This is a genomic window from Rhodopirellula bahusiensis (assembly GCF_002727185.1).
Lineage (GTDB): Bacteria > Planctomycetota > Planctomycetia > Pirellulales > Pirellulaceae > Rhodopirellula > Rhodopirellula bahusiensis.
This window is the reverse complement of the sequence record NZ_NIZW01000035.1, coordinates 1-17,003: the sequence shown is the minus strand read 5'-3', so window position 1 is coordinate 17,003 and position 17,003 is coordinate 1. Positions and strand designations below refer to the sequence as shown.

At 54.8% G+C, this 17,003-nt stretch carries 9 protein-coding genes and 1 tRNA gene; 4 read left to right on the top strand and 6 right to left on the bottom strand.

Annotation, left to right across the window (positions count from 1 at the left end):
- Positions 1-23 precede the first annotated feature (23 nt).
- Positions 24-1,292: an HD domain-containing phosphohydrolase gene (locus tag CEE69_RS28435; protein ID WP_099263921.1), complete on the top strand. Its 1,269-nt coding sequence runs from the start codon at positions 24-26 to the stop codon at positions 1,290-1,292.
- 128 nt (positions 1,293-1,420) lie between these two features.
- Here CEE69_RS28435 and CEE69_RS28430 read toward each other — a convergent pair whose 3' ends face one another.
- Positions 1,421-2,347 (bottom strand): class I SAM-dependent methyltransferase, encoded by a 927-nt coding sequence (locus CEE69_RS28430; protein WP_099263955.1) that lies wholly within the window; start codon positions 2,345-2,347, stop codon positions 1,421-1,423.
- A gap of 280 nt (positions 2,348-2,627) precedes the next feature.
- Here CEE69_RS28430 and CEE69_RS28425 point away from each other — a divergent pair.
- Both CEE69_RS28425 and CEE69_RS28420 read left to right on the top strand, forming a co-directional pair.
- Positions 2,628-2,701 (top strand) — tRNA-Val (locus CEE69_RS28425).
- A 119-nt stretch (positions 2,702-2,820) separates the two neighbouring features.
- A complete protein-coding gene (locus tag CEE69_RS28420; protein WP_099263920.1) occupies positions 2,821-4,059 on the top strand; it encodes a tyrosine-type recombinase/integrase in 1,239 nt (412 codons plus the stop codon).
- Between the two features lie 701 nt (positions 4,060-4,760).
- Here the strand turns inward: CEE69_RS28420 and CEE69_RS28415 are convergent.
- The 5 genes from CEE69_RS28415 to CEE69_RS28400 all read right to left on the bottom strand — a co-directional run bounded on the left by CEE69_RS28415 (position 4,761) and on the right by CEE69_RS28400 (position 15,660).
- A complete protein-coding gene (locus CEE69_RS28415; protein WP_233215739.1) occupies positions 4,761-7,061 on the bottom strand; it encodes an endo-1,4-beta-xylanase in 2,301 nt (766 codons plus the stop codon).
- Positions 7,062-7,115: 54 nt separating this feature from the next.
- Entirely contained in the window at positions 7,116-10,370 is a 3,255-nt protein-coding gene (locus CEE69_RS28410; protein ID WP_099263918.1) for an alpha/beta hydrolase-fold protein, read from the bottom strand.
- Between the two features lie 82 nt (positions 10,371-10,452).
- Entirely contained in the window at positions 10,453-11,814 is a 1,362-nt protein-coding gene (locus CEE69_RS28405; protein WP_233215738.1) for a DUF3237 domain-containing protein, read from the bottom strand.
- Between the two features lie 55 nt (positions 11,815-11,869).
- The gene (locus CEE69_RS33410; protein ID WP_233215737.1) at positions 11,870-13,021 is read right to left on the bottom strand and encodes a c-type cytochrome; all 1,152 of its coding nucleotides are present in this window, start codon (positions 13,019-13,021) and stop codon (positions 11,870-11,872) included.
- A complete protein-coding gene (locus CEE69_RS28400; protein WP_233215736.1) occupies positions 12,934-15,660 on the bottom strand; it encodes a PVC-type heme-binding CxxCH protein in 2,727 nt (908 codons plus the stop codon). Before CEE69_RS28400 ends, CEE69_RS33410 begins: the two co-directional genes overlap by 88 nt.
- Before the next feature lie 351 nt (positions 15,661-16,011).
- On the opposite strand from CEE69_RS28400, the gene CEE69_RS28395 reads away from it, so the two are divergent.
- On the top strand, positions 16,012-16,650 hold the full coding sequence (locus CEE69_RS28395) for a MarR family winged helix-turn-helix transcriptional regulator (RefSeq protein WP_233215735.1): 639 nt from the start codon (positions 16,012-16,014) through the stop codon (positions 16,648-16,650).
- Positions 16,651-17,003 lie beyond the last annotated feature (353 nt).

The window sequence follows — 17,003 nt, the reverse complement described above, 5'->3', positions numbered from 1 at the left end:
ACCGCTTTCTTCGGACCCACTCGATGAACACTCCCGCCACCTCCACTGATACGGCCGTCTTCAGCGCGCCCGTCGTGCCAGGAAATCATGGTGTTCTTCCGCAAGGAAACTCGGCCAAGCCCGTCGCGGCGTTGCCCGGCAAAATTATGATTGTCGACGATGAGATCGCCAACGTTCTCGTCGTGAAGAAGTACTTGGAACGAGCCGGCTATCGCGATTTCGAAACGACTACCGATTCCACCTCCGCGTTTCGAATCCTCGAAACCAGCATGCCTGACGTTCTGCTGCTGGACATCAACATGCCCAACGTCGACGGCATCCAAGTCTTGGAACGAGTCCGACAAGACCCACGTTTCAAGCACTTGCCCGTCTTGATCCTGACCGCCAACACGGATGAACGGATCAAATTGGTTTGCCTTGAACTGGGCGCGACTGACTTTTTGCTGAAGCCTGTCGACCCGATGGATTTGACTCCGCGAGTCCGTAACTCACTGCAAAGCAAAAGCTTTCAAGATCGACTGCAGCACCACGCGGCGGAGCTCGAACTCAAAGTCGAACAGCGCACCCGAGAACTCGAAGCCTCTCGCCGCGAAGTCATTTACTGTTTGGCTCGAGCCGCAGAAATGCGAGACAACGACACTGGGAACCACGTCATCCGAGTCGGCCGTTTCGCGGGCATCATTGCCGCCGGGATGGGATTGCCGGATTGGTTCGTTCGCGACATCGAAATGGCCGCCCAGTTGCACGACGTGGGCAAGATCGCCATCCCCGATGCGATTCTTTTGAAACCAGGCAAGCTCGAACCAGAAGAGTTCGACGTGATCCAAAATCACGTCAAGTTCGGGCACCAGATCATCCAGCCACACACCAGCACCGATGCTCGCCGAATGCGAACGCACGTGGAGCTCGGTGCCGACATGCTCAGCAACGGCAGTGCGTTGATGCGACTGGCCGCCAGCATCGCACAAACCCACCACGAGAAATTTGACGGCTCGGGTTACCCGCTTGGATTGGCCGGCAGCGACATTCCACTCGAAGGGCGAATCACCGCCGTCGCCGATGTGTTCGACGCTCTCTCGGCGGAGCGTCCCTACAAGAAAGCTATGCCACGCGAAAAGTGTTTCTCGATTCTCGAAGAAGGTCGCGGCACACACTTCGATCCCGATGTCTTGGACGCGTTCTTCGAATGCACGAAAGAAATCGTACGCGTGCAGCTGGACTACATGGATCACTGCGAACCAACCCCAGCCACCACAACGGCACCCGCCGACACCAACCAAGACGAATCCTAACCAACCTTCGTCCCGGCTTCTTCGGGCAATCCTCTCGTCCCAACCCGCCGCGTCAGTAAGGCCACACCACCACAAACAATTGCCAATTTGCATTGATCATTTTGCAATTTGCAATTTCTCCGTCTCAGCTAGCGTTCATTCCAAACGCGAACAAAGAAACCCGCGTCCAGTTTCCGACCAAACTGATCTGGTAACCGAAGTCGTCCCGTTTCAAATCGAAGCGTTCCTGCCGGGCTTACCGTTCGAGGAACTCGGTCGGCCAAGTACACCTGCACATCGTTCTGGTCGACGTCTGGCGAATGCCCTGTGATCAGCAAGCGAAACGCATCCGGTTCCAGCAACTTCAGGCTGTCATCGATCAACGGCCACACATCGCGAGCTAAACGCCAAGCCTTCCCGCTCGGACCATGCCCATAAGCTGGCGGGTCCATCACAATCGTGTGGTATCGATTTTCGCGACGGACTTCTCTCGCCGTGAACTTGACCGCATCATCGACCAAGAACCGGATCGGTGGATCGTCCCATCCGTTTGCCTTCGCCGCCGCACGAGCCGACTGCACGTTCTGTTTGGCCGCGTCCACATGAGCAACGGCAAACCCAGCCGACACCAACGCCATCGTCGACGCCCCCGTGTAAGCGAACAAGTTGAGTGCTTTGGGACGATCACCGGACGAGACCTCCGGCAACTCACGGGTTCTCAACCAATCCCAATTGGCTTGTTGTTCCGGGAAGACACCGATGTGCCCATACGGAGTCGGTGCTACGGGCATACGGAATCCGCCACACTCGACGCAGCGTCCCGGTTTCCACTCCACCCGATGATTCCACTGTTTTTCCTTTTCGTCGAAACGGCTGGCCGCCACCTTCCACCGCGCATTTTGTTTCGTGGCCAAACCCTCCGCTGCCGGTGAAGGCCGATCGATCAAACGGCCGGCAACCCGTTCCAGTTTTCGTCCGCCGCCAAAATCGACCAACTCATACTGGTTGATTGAGTTGTGGTTGGGCGGGTCCGAGGAAGGCATATCATCCGAGCGAGAGCGATCAGGAAAATTCATGGCGAGCAGTGTATCGCCAACCCGCCAACTCGTGTCCCCCACCACGCAGCCACCTTCTCCTCCGCTATTCCCCGCCGAAACACGCACCGTTTCGCCCACCCAAAAGTCGCCCATCGACTCCGCTCGATGGCAGCACCGAAAAATCCCACCTCACCACCTCAGCGAGGCCCCCGTATCCACCAATCGAGTCTTGTCACACTGCGGCGCGGAAGTTAATCTTTCCGCCACGAAGCCCCTGATTCCGCAGCGAGTCCCACTTGCCGCGGCGGAAGACCCCTTCGGGCGATTAGCTCAGTTGGTTAGAGCGCTGCTTTCACACGGCAGAGGCCACAGATTCGAATTCTGTATCGCCCATTTCGGCAGCTTGCCGAATACTTCGTAAATTACTGGTCGAAACGCCGCTCAGGCGTTACCAGCTCAGTCAGGCTGCGCGACTCACTTTCAGCATTTACGGTACAGCGTACCGCAAACGATTGGAACTGAATCGCATGCCAAGACAAAAAGCAAAGCTCCCCAAGTACCACTACCACGTCTCGGGCCAAGCCCGCGTCTATCTCGATGGACGGTACTTCTACCTCGGCACCTACGACTCGCCCGAGAGTCACGCCCGGTACTTCGCCCTCTGCAAGGAGTACCAAAAAGACGGCTGCAAGATGCCCGAGGACAGCTCGACCCATCCGAGCGAGGACGCAACCATCACGGTGAGCTGCGTCACCGCAGAATACCTCGAGTTTGCGAAAGTGAAGTACGCCAAGTCGCCAGGGGAATACTCAAAGCATGAAAGCCTCTGCGACCTTCTCGATGACGAGTACGGAGACCTGCCGGCGGTCGAATTCGGGCCAAGACGGCTCTCCGAAATACGTGACTTGCTCGTGGCCACCAAGAACCGCCGTGGCCGGCACAACACGCGCCACTACATCAACCAGCAAGTTCAGATCATCGTGCAAGTTTTCAAACGTGCCGTCGCGAGAGAACTGGTTCCAGTCGAAGTCTGGACGGCACTGAAAGCGCTGGACTCGCTGCGAGAAGGCGAGACCGTGGCGAATGAATCCACCGATCGAGAACCGGTGGGGATTGAGGCTGTACGGCAGACCGCCGAGCACCTTTCACCAGTCCTCAAGACCATGGTGCGGATCCAGGCGGCAACCGGCATGCGCCCCAGCGAAGTGCTTCGGATGCGTCCAATCGACATCGACAAACGAACGGACGGTGTGTGGGTCTACCGTCCGAATGAACACAAAACGAAACGGCACGGCAAGAAGAAACAGGTGCCAATCGTCGGTGACGCCCAAGAGGCTCTTGAGCCCTACCTGAATCGGGAGCCAACGGAATATTGTTTCAAACCGGAGGAATCCGCTCGTTGGTATCAGGAACAAAAATCCGCCAAGCGAAAAACACCAGCCAATCAAGGCGATCGCCCCGGTTACAACAAGCGCACCCGTGCGGGTGAATCGAAACCGCGTGAGTACTCCCCGAAGTTCAACAAGGACTCCTATCGCAAAGCAATTGTCCGTGCAGCCAAGAAGGCCGGGGCGGAACACTGGACGCCGTATCAGCTCAGGCACACCGCCGCGACTGCGATCCGGGAAGCACTCGGGATCGAAGGAGCCCAAGCTCTGCTCGGACACTCCAAGCGGCAGATGACCGAGCACTACGCGAAGGAGTCCCTCGACAAGGCGATCGAAGCCGCCAAAGCTGGTCCCAAAATCTAGGGCCTCTGGGATGAGGATCCGCAGTCGGCAGCGAGTACCGACTTCTGGTCCAAGGCAGAACGGCATGCCGTGTAGGGGCGACGAGCGACACGGCAGCGTCACTTGATGGTATTGAGGACAAGGTGAGCGGAGGAATCTTACGCACGGATGTCCATCGCGAACACCCGCACCCGACGCACCTATCGCCGGCGTTTCGTCGTCTTAGCGATAGCGGTCGAGACTTTCGACATACTCAGTGGTGGCCGAGACTGTTGGCGACTTCGGTACCTCAGATCGTTGCGCCGCGTGAGTCACGCTACCACAAAACTCGTTTGAGAGAGGACCGCACAGCGACTTGCTGGCTACGTCCTAATGGCGTATCGACCCGGAATTTAAGGCGTTCCAAACACCCTGAAGACGGCCGGGATGACACGACTTGAACTTGCGGCCTCTGCACCCCCCATGGTTCTCCACTGGGACACTTTCAAAGCCTAACTTCGATCTGGGATTTCCCGCACCTCAGCATAAATACCGAGGATGTGACTTGATCCCTTCTCCTGATACAGGGGCAGTGGGAAAACCAGGGCTTCATCTGGCCGGGCGTGCCAGGCCAGATGAATCGAAATCTTTGGGGGCCAGGCTGCCCAAAGCGATCTGCGGTCAATGCTCGCTCTAGTTAGCTCGTTAAGAACTGTCGCTCAAATACACAGCGGCAAAAACATTCAACGACTTATGTTTTTAGAGTCGATGGTCCAATCCGGATCGCGTCTCAACTGGCTATCGTCACCGACAAACATTTTGGCGCCTGATTGCTCGCCTTTGAGATGCCAGTCGAGCCAAGCGATTGCCACGGGAGAATACTTCCCGCCGTGTGGTCGCCGGTAAGTTCCTCCGTGTCCGACGTCTAGGTTTGTCATCACGATTGGCACATGATCTACTCGTGAGAAATCGTTTATCGCATTTTTGTAAGCGATGTCCGACGGTCCGCCCATAATATACAGGACGGGACCGTGAAACTTCCCGAGGTCATCCTTGGTCAGATTCGGCATTGCGGCCATCGGCGATTGAGTCGGCAACACGCCACTGTTGCAAACCACTGTGGTGGTGATTCTGGGATCACCTGAAATTTCGATGGCTTGTAGTCCTCCACAGGACATCCCCATCGCAGCAACTTTGGTCGTATCAATTTTCTCGAAGTAGATGCTTCTCTCGGTTGCATCCTGCGCGATGATCCAGTCCAAGGCAGCAAGCAACTGGGACGAACTCGTCCGTTGGCGAGACGCCTCACCTCGCTGCTGCAACTGATCGAGTGGTCCAATGCCGAGAACGATGTATCCGTGCGATGCGATCTCATTGAGAAAGTTCTTGTGTTCCTCCGTTGTGTTCGCACACGCGCCATTTCCCCATAGGAGGATTGGTAGCTGTTGTTCGCTTCCAAACGCAGTGAGATCGTCCGGGCGGTAGATCGTGATGCCGGCAAGCGTTTTAGATTCCGTGGCAATCGCGGAATAGGGCCCTCGCCCACCGTCTTCAATCTTTACATTGTTGGATTGGTCGGGTGTGTTTTTATCGTCCTTTCCGTCAGTCAACGCAATGATACTGGCGTAGGCTGGTTTGGGGTTGTTGTTGCCGTCGAACAGCAAAGGGTGTTGTCCCCATCTCCAAGTGCGTCGATCGTTCAGTCCCCAGAATGTAACGCGTTCGATGACATCTTCATGTTTCTTGAAGATGGAAAACAGCTTGGCATAGTCTTCGGCCTGTACGTTCAGATCTTCAAGGGAGGGCGGTGAACTGCTTCGGAACCGGCGTCTTCCGAACTGTCCTCCGGACTCACCGCGGATGGTGACATCGAGCTCCGTGATGCTGACCTTCAGTCCCAGCGATGCGTAGTCGGTAATCGCTTTTTCGATGGCCTCGAACGGAACTCGCCCGCTCCGCCAATGGCCTTGAATGCCCACGGCATCGATTGGGGCGCCGTCGGCAAGAAGTCGCCTCAGAAGCACCATCGAGCTTTCATGTTTGGGCCCTGATTCAATGTTGTAGTCGTTGTAGTAAAGCACGGCGTCCGGATCCGCTTGGCGAGCGAACTTGAATGCCAACGTGAGAAACTCCGGACCGAGTGTTTGTAGCCAATTCGAGTCGCGAAGGTTTTCGGTTTTCGCCGTTTCCGCGTCACCACCATCGTTGATCGCTTCATTGACAACGTCCCAGCTTTGCAGTCTTCCTCTGTAACGTCCTACCAACGTATCAATATGTTCTTTCATTCGACGCTTGACGGTCTCGGGATCGCGTCCCTCGAAGAACCAATTAGGCGTCTGTGCGTGCCAAACCAGTGTGTGGCCGTGAATCGTCATATCGTTCTTTTCGGCCCACTGCACCAAAGCATCAGTCTGCTCGAAACTCCAACGATCTTCGCCCGGATGAACTCGCTCGGGCTTCATGCAGTTCTCGGGAGTCACCGCATCAAAATGCTCCGCTGCCAATTTCAGCTCTTCTTCGGAATAGCGAGAGGGAAGGTCACCCGCCATTCCAACTAAGAACGAATCCATGAAGGCGTCTTTGATCAGGCGATCGATTTTGACGTCGACCACCGGAGCGGGATCTTCTTTCGGCGGGGGCTTCGGAAGGTTGCGGGTTGCAACTGCATCCTGATCGCCCCTCTGCCCAAACGACCTGGTGATCGCGAGTTCTTTTCCTTTGAGCTTGCCGGTGTATTCAATACGAAACTCTCGCTCGCCGAATTGGCGAACCTCCGCGAATTCGATGGAATCGTTGTCGACCTTCACATCGACAAACACAACTTTTCGCTCTTCGTCTCGATCGTCCACTTCCGCTTTCAATGTCGCATCGCCAGCGTTATCGATCACAAGGTGAAAGTGGTAAGTCTGCAATCCGAACGGTGATTCGAATTGACAATGCCATGTACCCATTAAGTCTTCCGAACTTTGCTTTGGCTCTTGGGCCAGGGCAAACGTGGCGGTCAGTGCCAAGCAACAAAAGCAAGCGAGCGTTTTGGAAGACATGCGAAGAGATCCGTGCAGGTATTGTGTGAGGAAGGAATCGATCGGAGACATGGTTTATTTGGCGTTGGCGGTTTCTTGGGCCAACAGCGAAAGCATCGCCGCGGCATACCGCTCGCCGAATCCGCGAGACCCTTCCGGGTTGAAGTGAAGCTTGTCGTCGGTCGGCAAACCTGCCGACGAGATCACCTGAGCAACCGAGATTGCTTCGGGCAACTTAGCAATAATTGCGTTGTGACTTGCACACCGCCCGCCTTGGTCAGCATGCACCATTTCTCCTGCAAGAAGAGGCACCGCGTTTGGATCTAAATCCAGGTCGGTTATCAAGTCGTCGTAGACGGACTTGACCTTCTGAGGCCACTCTTTGTCACCGGTATTGGATTCGCCCTGATGCAGAAGGATTCCTCTGATGACCCCATGCTTCTGCGCCTCTTTGGCCATGCCGACAAGGTATTGATAGGGATTGCCGTCGTAGCCTTTGACGATGTTCTTGAGCCAATCGCGTTCGCCGTCAACGTACGACTGAAACGATTCCTTCTGATACAGTTCGATCTTGCAACCTGGCACGCAGACCTTGATGATTCCGACGCGGACGTCTTCCGGAAGGGAATTGACCATGGCTTTTCCGAATGAATCGACCATGCAAATGCCTCGACCACGAGCGGCCAGCGGCGGCACGGCGTGGTACCAGTTGTGCTTCTGCCAGCCTCTTTGTTCGTTGTCAAAGTCGGCCATCACCAGCAAACGTTCGGGAACGTCGCGATCGGCATCGTTCATTCGCCCGCTACTATCCATGTTGGACTGGCCAAAGCAAAGGTAAATGTGAAAGTTTGGATCCACCGAGTCATCCATGGCGACGGCCTCTTGGCGTTGACCATCGCTCGGGCGTTGCATCGATTCCCGTGCGTTGTCAGACACCAAGTCGTCGACGGACTGGGAACGCTTGGCGGTAGCCTCTTCGGTCGCGAAATCACCAACCTTTCGCAAGAACATGATCGCGTCACCGTCGATCTTCCCCTCGTATTTGATGCGGATTTCGTTGCCACCAAAGTTCAGGTTTTCGACGAAGGAGACGGTGTCGCCGTTCAGTTCCACCTGCTCAAAGGTGACATCTCGTGAACGACCACCGACTTCGGCTTTTGCCGTTGCGGACAGTTCGCCGCCATCCTTGCCGAAGGTCATCACGTAGCTTTGAACACCAATCTGAGTATCGAAGTCAACTTTCCAGACGCCCGATAATTTGTCTTTTGGCTGGAACAACAGCGGTGCAAATTCCTTCAAGCTGCGTCGCCAAGTCTGCCATTCGTGGGCAGTCTCAGGGGACAAGTAGTAATGTGCGTCGATCCCCATTTCCTTCAATTTCTCAACAGTTTCAGCGGGATTGCCACCGCGGCGTGTTCGTCCACCCCCAACTTCCTTGCTTCCGTAGCTGACAAATACGAGGTCGACTTTGTCCTTGAAACCATCTGTGTTTTCGACGTCCTCTCTTCCAATCGTTGCCCCGCTGAAGAGTCCGATGTGAGAGAACTTGTCAAGGTTGCGGAGCGTGATGGATTTGGTCTCCATGCTACCCATCGACAAACCCGCCATGGCACGGTTTGGTTGATCGGTCAGCGTGCGGAAATTGCCATCGACGTACGGAACCAGTTCATCCACGAGAACCGTTTCAAAATCCTTGATGTCAAAATTGCGAAGCCCACCCATGCGAACCTCGTTCGTCATTCCGTAGGTCATCACAATGATGAACGGCTTCGATTTCCCTTCCGCGATCAGATTGTCCATGATCAGTCCGGCGTGACCTTGGACGCTCCATCCATATTCGTTCTCCCCCCAACCATGCTGCAGATACATCACGGGATAACGCTTGTCTTGATCGTCATCGTAGCCCGGTGGCGTGTACACGAAGGCGCGGCGTTCCGCATCCGTGCTCTCTGAATGGAAATAGATCTCACGAACTTGACCGTGGGGAACGTTCTTCAACGCATAAAATTCACGATCGTGCGCGGGGATCTCAATCCCGCTCCCCCAACGCATCGCACCGAAGTAGTACTTGCTATTCGGATCCGGTACGTGAGCACCATCAATGATCAGCTCGTAGTAGTGAAAACCTTCGTCGAGAGGACGTGAGTAGCCGATCCACGCCCCTTCTTCGTCTTTGACAAATTCAGTGCTGTCACGGAATGTTGTCGCCACGCTTTTCGCTTCCGGTGCCACTACTCGAAACTTGATTCGGCCCTGGGAGTTGACTTGTGGATACTCTTTGCCGGCTTGATTGGTCGGTGCCGGCTGGAAGTCGTCTTTGATTCCTTCAGGGACATCGGGGTTGCTGTCCGCAGAGTCATTGTCCGATGGCTGCTCCTCTGATTTCTTCACTGATGCTTCGTTCAGCGTTGAACTGCCAGACTCGTCTTGAAACAGCATTTGAGCGAAGTGATACAGATTGTTTCGCCAGTGAGTTGGATCGTGTCCGTAAGAGTCGACGTTCCAGACGTGTGGGATCTCGTTCTCTTTAAGGTACCGCTGCAATCGCTGACTGATTCGGATCAACCCATCTTTGTTTCCGCAGGACAGGTAGAGCAATTCGAGTTGTTTTTTTGCTTTCTCGGCATCGGGAATGAGTTCATCGGGGGCTTTCGTGTTTGGAGCTGACGAAAAGCCTCCTACCCAAGCGAACGTGTCCAGGTGCGTGAGGCCAAAGTTCAGCGATTGACCGCCACCCATCGACAGACCCGCGAGAGCGCGATGCTGTCGATCCGCATTCACGGAGTAGCGTGATTCGATCGCGGGAATTACGTCGTCAAGCAGATCGTTCTCGAACACGGCAAACGCGGGCGCGCTAGCCATGATGTTTCCTTCTGCCCGGTCGTTCTTTTGTGCCCGTCCATTTGGCATGACCACGATCATCGGGACCGCCTTCCCATCGGCGATCAAATTGTCTAGCAGCAGATTGGGAGACGCGAAGCGTTGCCATTCGGTCTCATCCCCTCCGATTCCGTGCAAGAGATACAGCACCGGATACTTCTTCTCTTCTGAGTAACCAGGCGGCGTGTAGATATTCATTTTCCGAGTCGTGCCAACCGTTTTTGACTCGTACTCGATCATTTCGAGTTTGCCGTGCGGAGCATCTTCACGTTTGTCGGCGATGTCGCCCGGCGGGTCCGGATGCGTTTGCTTGTCGTCGGGACCGAGTTCGATTGGACCGCCAAAACCTCCGCGTTGACGGCGAGGTCGCTCGGAATTTGTGTCGTCTTGTGCTGAAACTTGCACTGCCTGAAGCAGGCAAAACGCAAACAATGCCACGATTCGTTTCATGATTTTCAACCTTGCTATCACGTATTTGGAGAAGAGGGGGAGGAACACTTGAAAAGTACATGCCCCTAGCCGATCGGAATGGCTAAGGTGATTCCTGAGAGCGAACGCGAAAGACTCGCAATCGAATTGAGAACTCGCGTTTCCAGTCAACTTCCAAGGTGCCTACGAAGGTCGACTGATTGAGCCAATCGTATTGCCCCCGGGGGGCAATGAATCGAGGCGTGGTAAAACGCAATCCTGTTGGAGGTGCACCGACACCTAAATTGGAGACTCGAATGAGCACTCCGTCTTCCGTGCGAAGAAAGTAGGTTGCATCTGCTTCAGTCGCACCATCACTGCGGGAGAGATTCCAGTCGACGCCACCAGGAACCACTTCGCCCTGGATGTCTGGACCGTGAAAGGTCCCACCGACAATCGGAATGACCAGCCGTTTCCCGTCGTCGACCTGACCGAAATCGAGTGCTTCGCCAACCTTGATGTTGGCGGTGTAAACAAATTCAAGTTCAGGGTATTCAACGGGTTGAGGGAAGTCGAAGGCAGCCGATATCTCTTCCGCGTCGACGTTGGGCAGGCCCGATCGGGAATAATTCGCTGCTGTCTGCCATGCGATTTCTTGAAGCGTTCGGGTCAACGATTCATCCCATTGCGGCCGATTGACTTGCTCAAGCTTTTGTGTGGCCGGCAGACCGAGGGGACTTTGTTGGTACAAAACCGCAAAGTGCAGATAAGTGTTCAAAGCTTCCAAGGGAGCCGAGGGATGAGCCGGGTCGACAAAGAGCTCGTCTTGATCCTCCAACCCCGGCATTTCCTTTCTGTAGATCCGTGAACGCAGTTCAGAGGCCGCTTGAGAAGCCGGAATGAGAAAGACAAAGTCTTGACCATCACCATATTTCTCATTCAACGAATCAATCTGAGTTTCACCCGCGCGGATGTTACGAGCGTTCATTAGAGAGAGTTGCTCAGGCGTCTTATCGCGATCGGGAACTTCCCAAGCCCCATTCGGAAAATCCTGATTGTCGATGTCTCCGCCTCCCCAAGAAAGCTGGACAAGGAATCGCATCTCTGGATTGTGCTTCAATCCCAGCTTGATGAAATTTTCGATCCCCTCGTCAGGGAATTGGATGGGCGACATCACGAAGACGTCGACATCGCCCTGCCTGAGAGCTTCCTTTGCCAGATTTTCGTCATCCGGCAACTGCCAATGCTGCAACGTCCGTGATGCACCGATCTTTTGCAAACCAACCAGCTGATGGTCATCGATTCCCTGGGCCGATGCCAATTCTGTCAACTGATCCGGCACGTACCACATCAGGCTGTGTGACGCGTAAAAAACTCTTTCGCCTTTCACTCCAGTATCACCCGCAACTTCAGCCAGAGCTTGAGAACTCAGGCTGAAAAGCACGCACGGAAGAAACGCAAAAAGAAAGGTGGAGAGTTTGAGCATCAAGTCGTCCTCACAATTTTGATTCAGTTGCCGGGATCGAAAGTCAGCCATCGGATTAGTGACCGCCGCCGGCAAACTCGACTGTGACGGCGAAGACAAGGGGGATCGAAAAATCACCTCCCTTGAGAAACTCGATCTTGGTGAGTTCCTTGTCAGAGTCGGCAGGGACTTTCAGGTAACGCACTTGCTTGCCGTTGGCTTCAATCGCCAGCGTCGATTCGGGCACGTCCTCACCGGCTTGATAAGTCACGATGTGCTTGCCGTTGACCAACTCGAAGTCACTTGTCGTGCTATCGCTGTAGTGCCGCCGAACGATCATGCTGGTCGTTTCATCCTTGAATCGCGGGTAAGCTGCCCAGGCAACACCGCCAAGTAAGTGAATGGCCTGCACTTTCCCAGAGCAATCAATGCTGACTGACTCCGGCAGCGTGCTCGGTCGCCGTGGGGAAGATGATTGCAAACCAATGATGTTGGCGATTCGATCTCCCTGCGGGTCGATCAACTCGAAGGGGATACTCTCAACTTCAACTCGACCGTAAGAATCAAGCTCAAGCTTGTCTCCGGAACGACCGCGGAAGCCGGGAAGCCCTTTGTTGCTGTTGATGGTTGCCACGCTCGAGATACTCAGCGGTGCGTGCTTGTCTCGTTTTGCCAGGAAGGACAACAAGTCAGCCATTTCGGCTTTGCTCATTGAACTTTCGAAACCCTCTGGCATCAGTGACTTCGGTGATGAGGACAATTGTTCGATGTCTTCACGCAGGACCAGTTTTTCTTTTCCCTGCGTGTCGATGATACGCAATGAATTGGCCGACTCACCTGCCAGCATTCCCGACAGAACGTTTCCGTCGACAGTCAAGATTTGGTAGGTGCGGAAGTTGTTCTCAACGCTGCGTGACGGATCGAGCACGTTGATCAGGATCTCTTCCTTTGGGTGGACTGACATCCCGGTCAAATTGGGACCGATCTCATTCCCCGTCTCGCCGTGGATGTGACATGCGGCGCAGTGCTTCTTAAACATTGCGATGCCGTTGGTGACATCGCCCTCTTGTTTGGTCACCGGCATCCACTGATCAACGAGCGTTTGTCGATTGGAAGTGACCATCGCTCCGCGTGACTCCATCAGCGTTTCCGCTCGCTCGGCGATAGCCGCCGTTGGATGGTTGAGCAGAGCCTGACGTTGATCCAATTGCAAATCGTTGAATTGCACTTGGCCTTCGGCAATCGCATCGAGCAAGTCTTCGGTACTTTCCGTGCGTGAAAGAAGCAGAGTAAGAATTTGGCTTCCCAGCTTTGGCCCAGGGATGTACGCGATTCCAAGAGGGTTTCAGACAAACCATCGACGCGAGCGGCCTGAAGGGAGCGAAGTGCCTCAACACCGGTCTCGGGAGGAAGCTGTGGGGTGAAGAATTCCTCGACGGCGTCCAGAATTTTTGTACTGTTCGGTGCAAGCCGAATCGACTGCTCCCACGCACTCAGTCGCGTGTCGGCTTCCGCGTCAGCATCCATCGCGGTCGTCAGCAATTTATCTTGGATCTCGCCGACGATCTCCGCCAAGTTCTCGACCGACCATTGATCGGCAACGGCGAGAATGGCGGCCTTACTCTCAACGGACGTGTTTTCCGCGAGGAACCGATCGCGAATCAGCTTCTGCGAATCCTCCGGCAGGCTGATCGTCAAATCTCTCGGCCACCCATTCGCGAGACCTTCCCATACGGTTACCGCCAATGGTGAATTTGGATCGATCTGAAGTAGTCGACTGATTTCTTCCGCAGTCGGGCGCCCCCGTGCGATGTGTTCTGCCAACACCGAGACGCGCTGGCTGATCGCGTCAGTCATTGCTGGATCCATTTTCGTCATCGCGACGATGGCCGAAGTTGGATCCGTAGAAGCGGCCGAAGTCCAGGCATCCAGCAAGACACTATCGGTTTGAATCGAGGGCAGCAATGCTGCCAGTCCGTCCCCGTCGATCGCATTCTTCGCATTCCCCTCAGCGACACGCAGCAACAGAGTCAGTCGGACCTTTGGGTCAACGTCGTTCTGCAAACCGGCTTCGATTGCTTGGAGGAGCTGGCCTTCGTGACAGAACCCAACGGCCGCGTTGCGTACCGGGCTCGAAATGTGTGCGAAACCGGATTGGCATGCTGCAGCAAGCGTTTCTGCTGCGGCCGAACTGCCTGATTCCGATAAACCGGCGAGCGTCCAAATCGCATGCATCGCGGCGGGGTCCAGACCGATTTCGTCGACCTCCGATTGCTTGACCAACGCTGCCAGAGCATTCAAGACAGGTTCCTCCGTTGCCTCGCGCTCGACGAGTAGACGCTGAGCTGCACGACGCCAGAAGAAGTTATCGCTCTTCAACGCCTCGACGAGCGCCTCGTTGCTGGCCTCGGCTAGCTGCATCGTTCGCGACGGCGACAACTCAGCCGATTCCTTGTTGAGCAGTCGATAAACGCGTGCGAATCGCTTGTCGCGAAGGTCACTCTCGTACGCAGTCCCCTTTCCAGTCTGGAACCCATTCGGAGTCGGGTTGTGTTGCACGATGTAGTTGTACCAATCGAGCACCCAAACATTTCCATCAGGACCAACTTCGGACATGATTGGAGCAGACCAATCGTCGATGCTTGCGACGGTATTGAACGCGTTGCGGCTTCGGTAACCGGCCCCGTCTTTTTCAAGCACGAAAGAACCGACCAGGTGCCCCGTCGGACCGCAAACCATTTGAATGCGGTTCCACCAAGGCTGCGGATAGTTGCGTGCGGTGTAGATTGCCGAACCGCAAGCGGCGGTGTAGCCACCGTGGTAGTCGACTTGCCGTATTTCATCATCAATGGGGTTGAACTTGAACGACTCCGAAATTGGCCCCAACGTTTCCGGTGACCAACCTGCGACTTGGTCGTAGTAGCGATTGGGAATGGGCATGTGAACGCTGGGGCATCCATTGGCGGTTGAACCAAACACGTAGCCCTCTTCGCTGAAACCAAGGCCCCAGGTGTTGTTGTTCGTGCCCCGGACGAATTCGAGTGCGTCAACGCGGATCGTATGTTCATCAAACTCATCGGTTGCAATCTCGGCTACCGCATTCGAGGCGGCATCGATCGCAAACGAAGGAGCGGTTTTGTCGGAAGCCCCCGCTCGCACTTTGAATCGCCAAAAGCCCTGGCGGAATCGTTGTTGCGGCTCGCCATTGATGATGGGCTGAGAGTTGTTGTAGCCCTGCATTCCCCAGATCCAGTTGTCGGGACCATATTGGAAATTGCTTACGCCACCGTGAGTGTCACCCATCGCCCAACCGGTGATTAGCGACTGGCGGAAGTCAGCTTTGCCGTCGCCGTTGGTGTCCTTGAGATAAATGGTTGTTTGGCCGTCCTGAACAATCACTCCACCTCGGTAGCAAACCAATGTGGAAGGGATGCTCAAATTATCCGCGAACACGGTGAACTTGTCCGCCTGACCGTCGCTGTCGGTGTCTTCGCAGATCTTGATTCGGTCACGCCCAACGGCCGGCTTCTCATTCAGCTCGTTCGGATAATCCACTGTCTCGCAGATCCAAAGACGACCGTTTTCGTCCCAGGTCATCGCGATCGGTTTTCCGTCCAAACCGGCTGCTCGTTCATTAACTATCTGTCGGTTGGGCCAATTCTCATTGGACTCTTTTGCCCAAACAGAAAGCGTCATTCCCTGCGGTTTGGCGTACGCATTGATCGACACTTCAGCCTGCAGCGGATCCTGCATCAACGAGAATGGCTCAGCTTGGGTTCCCCACTGAGCCCCGGGCGTGTAGTTGGGGATCTTTGCGCCAACGTCTGTCGCTGAAAACGTTTGATCATCCAGAGAAGGTGGGGCCATCTCTGGAGTCGTAAACGATCGGTTCTCGTCTGCATCAACTCTCGGACATAACAAAATGCAAAGGATTGAAAAACACAGGTGAATCGAACGTAGAAACTTGATTTTCATCTGACAGACCGAGAGGAAGTGAACGCCATAAGTTTCCAGCGACGGCCGGGGTTGCCATAGCGGAGCCGTAGAGCTTTTCCGCTCTGAAAACTACACTTGATCGCTGAAGGAAGAACCGCATCCAAGAAAACCATGGGCGAAGAACCGGCCGCAGTGACTTCCGGACGGCTGGCTAGCCCCCGTTGATGATATACTGCGTGCACGCGGTTTATCGGGCAAAGCCTTTTAACTTCGCTTTTTTGGATGCAATCTTTCAAATTTCACCCCAGACCCGTGGGCAAGAGCGTCACCCACCGTCGGCGGCTTGGCGTTTTCGATCGCCTAGAAGTTTGCAATGTCTTGGGTCACCATCGTCACGACTGCCATCGCTGTATGCCAAATAGAAACAAGCCCGTGCTCCATCCCGAAACCGATTTGCGAAACCTGCCGCTTGCTCTTCGGTCGGCCTACTTGGCATTGCACCGTCGAACAGATGCCGTACTTTCGCCGCTAGGACTCACCGCAGATCAATTCGTGCTTATGCTTGCCCTGACCGAGGATAAGACACTCACACAGAAGGAGCTGGCAGACCGTATTTCATCCGACCCAAGCACCATCAGAGCGATGCTCGTGTTGCTCGAAAAAAAGGGGATGATTATTAGAAGGCAGCATCCGAAAGATCTCCGAGCCAAAGCTGTTTCGCTATCGGCCGCAGGCCGGAAGAAAGCAAAGCAAGCATGGTCGGTGAGCCAGCCGATTCGGAATCAAATGAACGGGAGCTTGCAGCGAGAGCAAGCTTCGATGCTAATCGAATGTCTCAACACCCTCGCCAACTCACTCAGAGTTTCGTCACAACAAACCTCCAATTGCGAAGTTGCCAAACGCCCCATCACCCAAGACTAAACGGGCCAGATGTCGCTGTATTCGGTGCCGAAGGATCTTTCGTTCGTCAACGTTGAGTTTTGGTGCGTTCGAATCGACAGCGATCAATCCTCCAACAGGTCGTGAAGACTTTGAAATGCGAGATGCCTCGACGCATCAAACTGATTTTTTGCCTTGGCTCCGTTCACCGGTTTCGGATCAGACCGCATATGCATTCGATATCGCTCGACGTGTTTTTCCAGTCACCCACGAAGGAAGCGGAAGAAGAGCCCTCGTCGGTCTAAGGAAGCGTTCGGAAATAACTTCGGCATTTCAATTCGGTAGTACGTAATTGAATTGCCCGAGATTTTGGTCGCGTTGAGTTGGCTCATTCT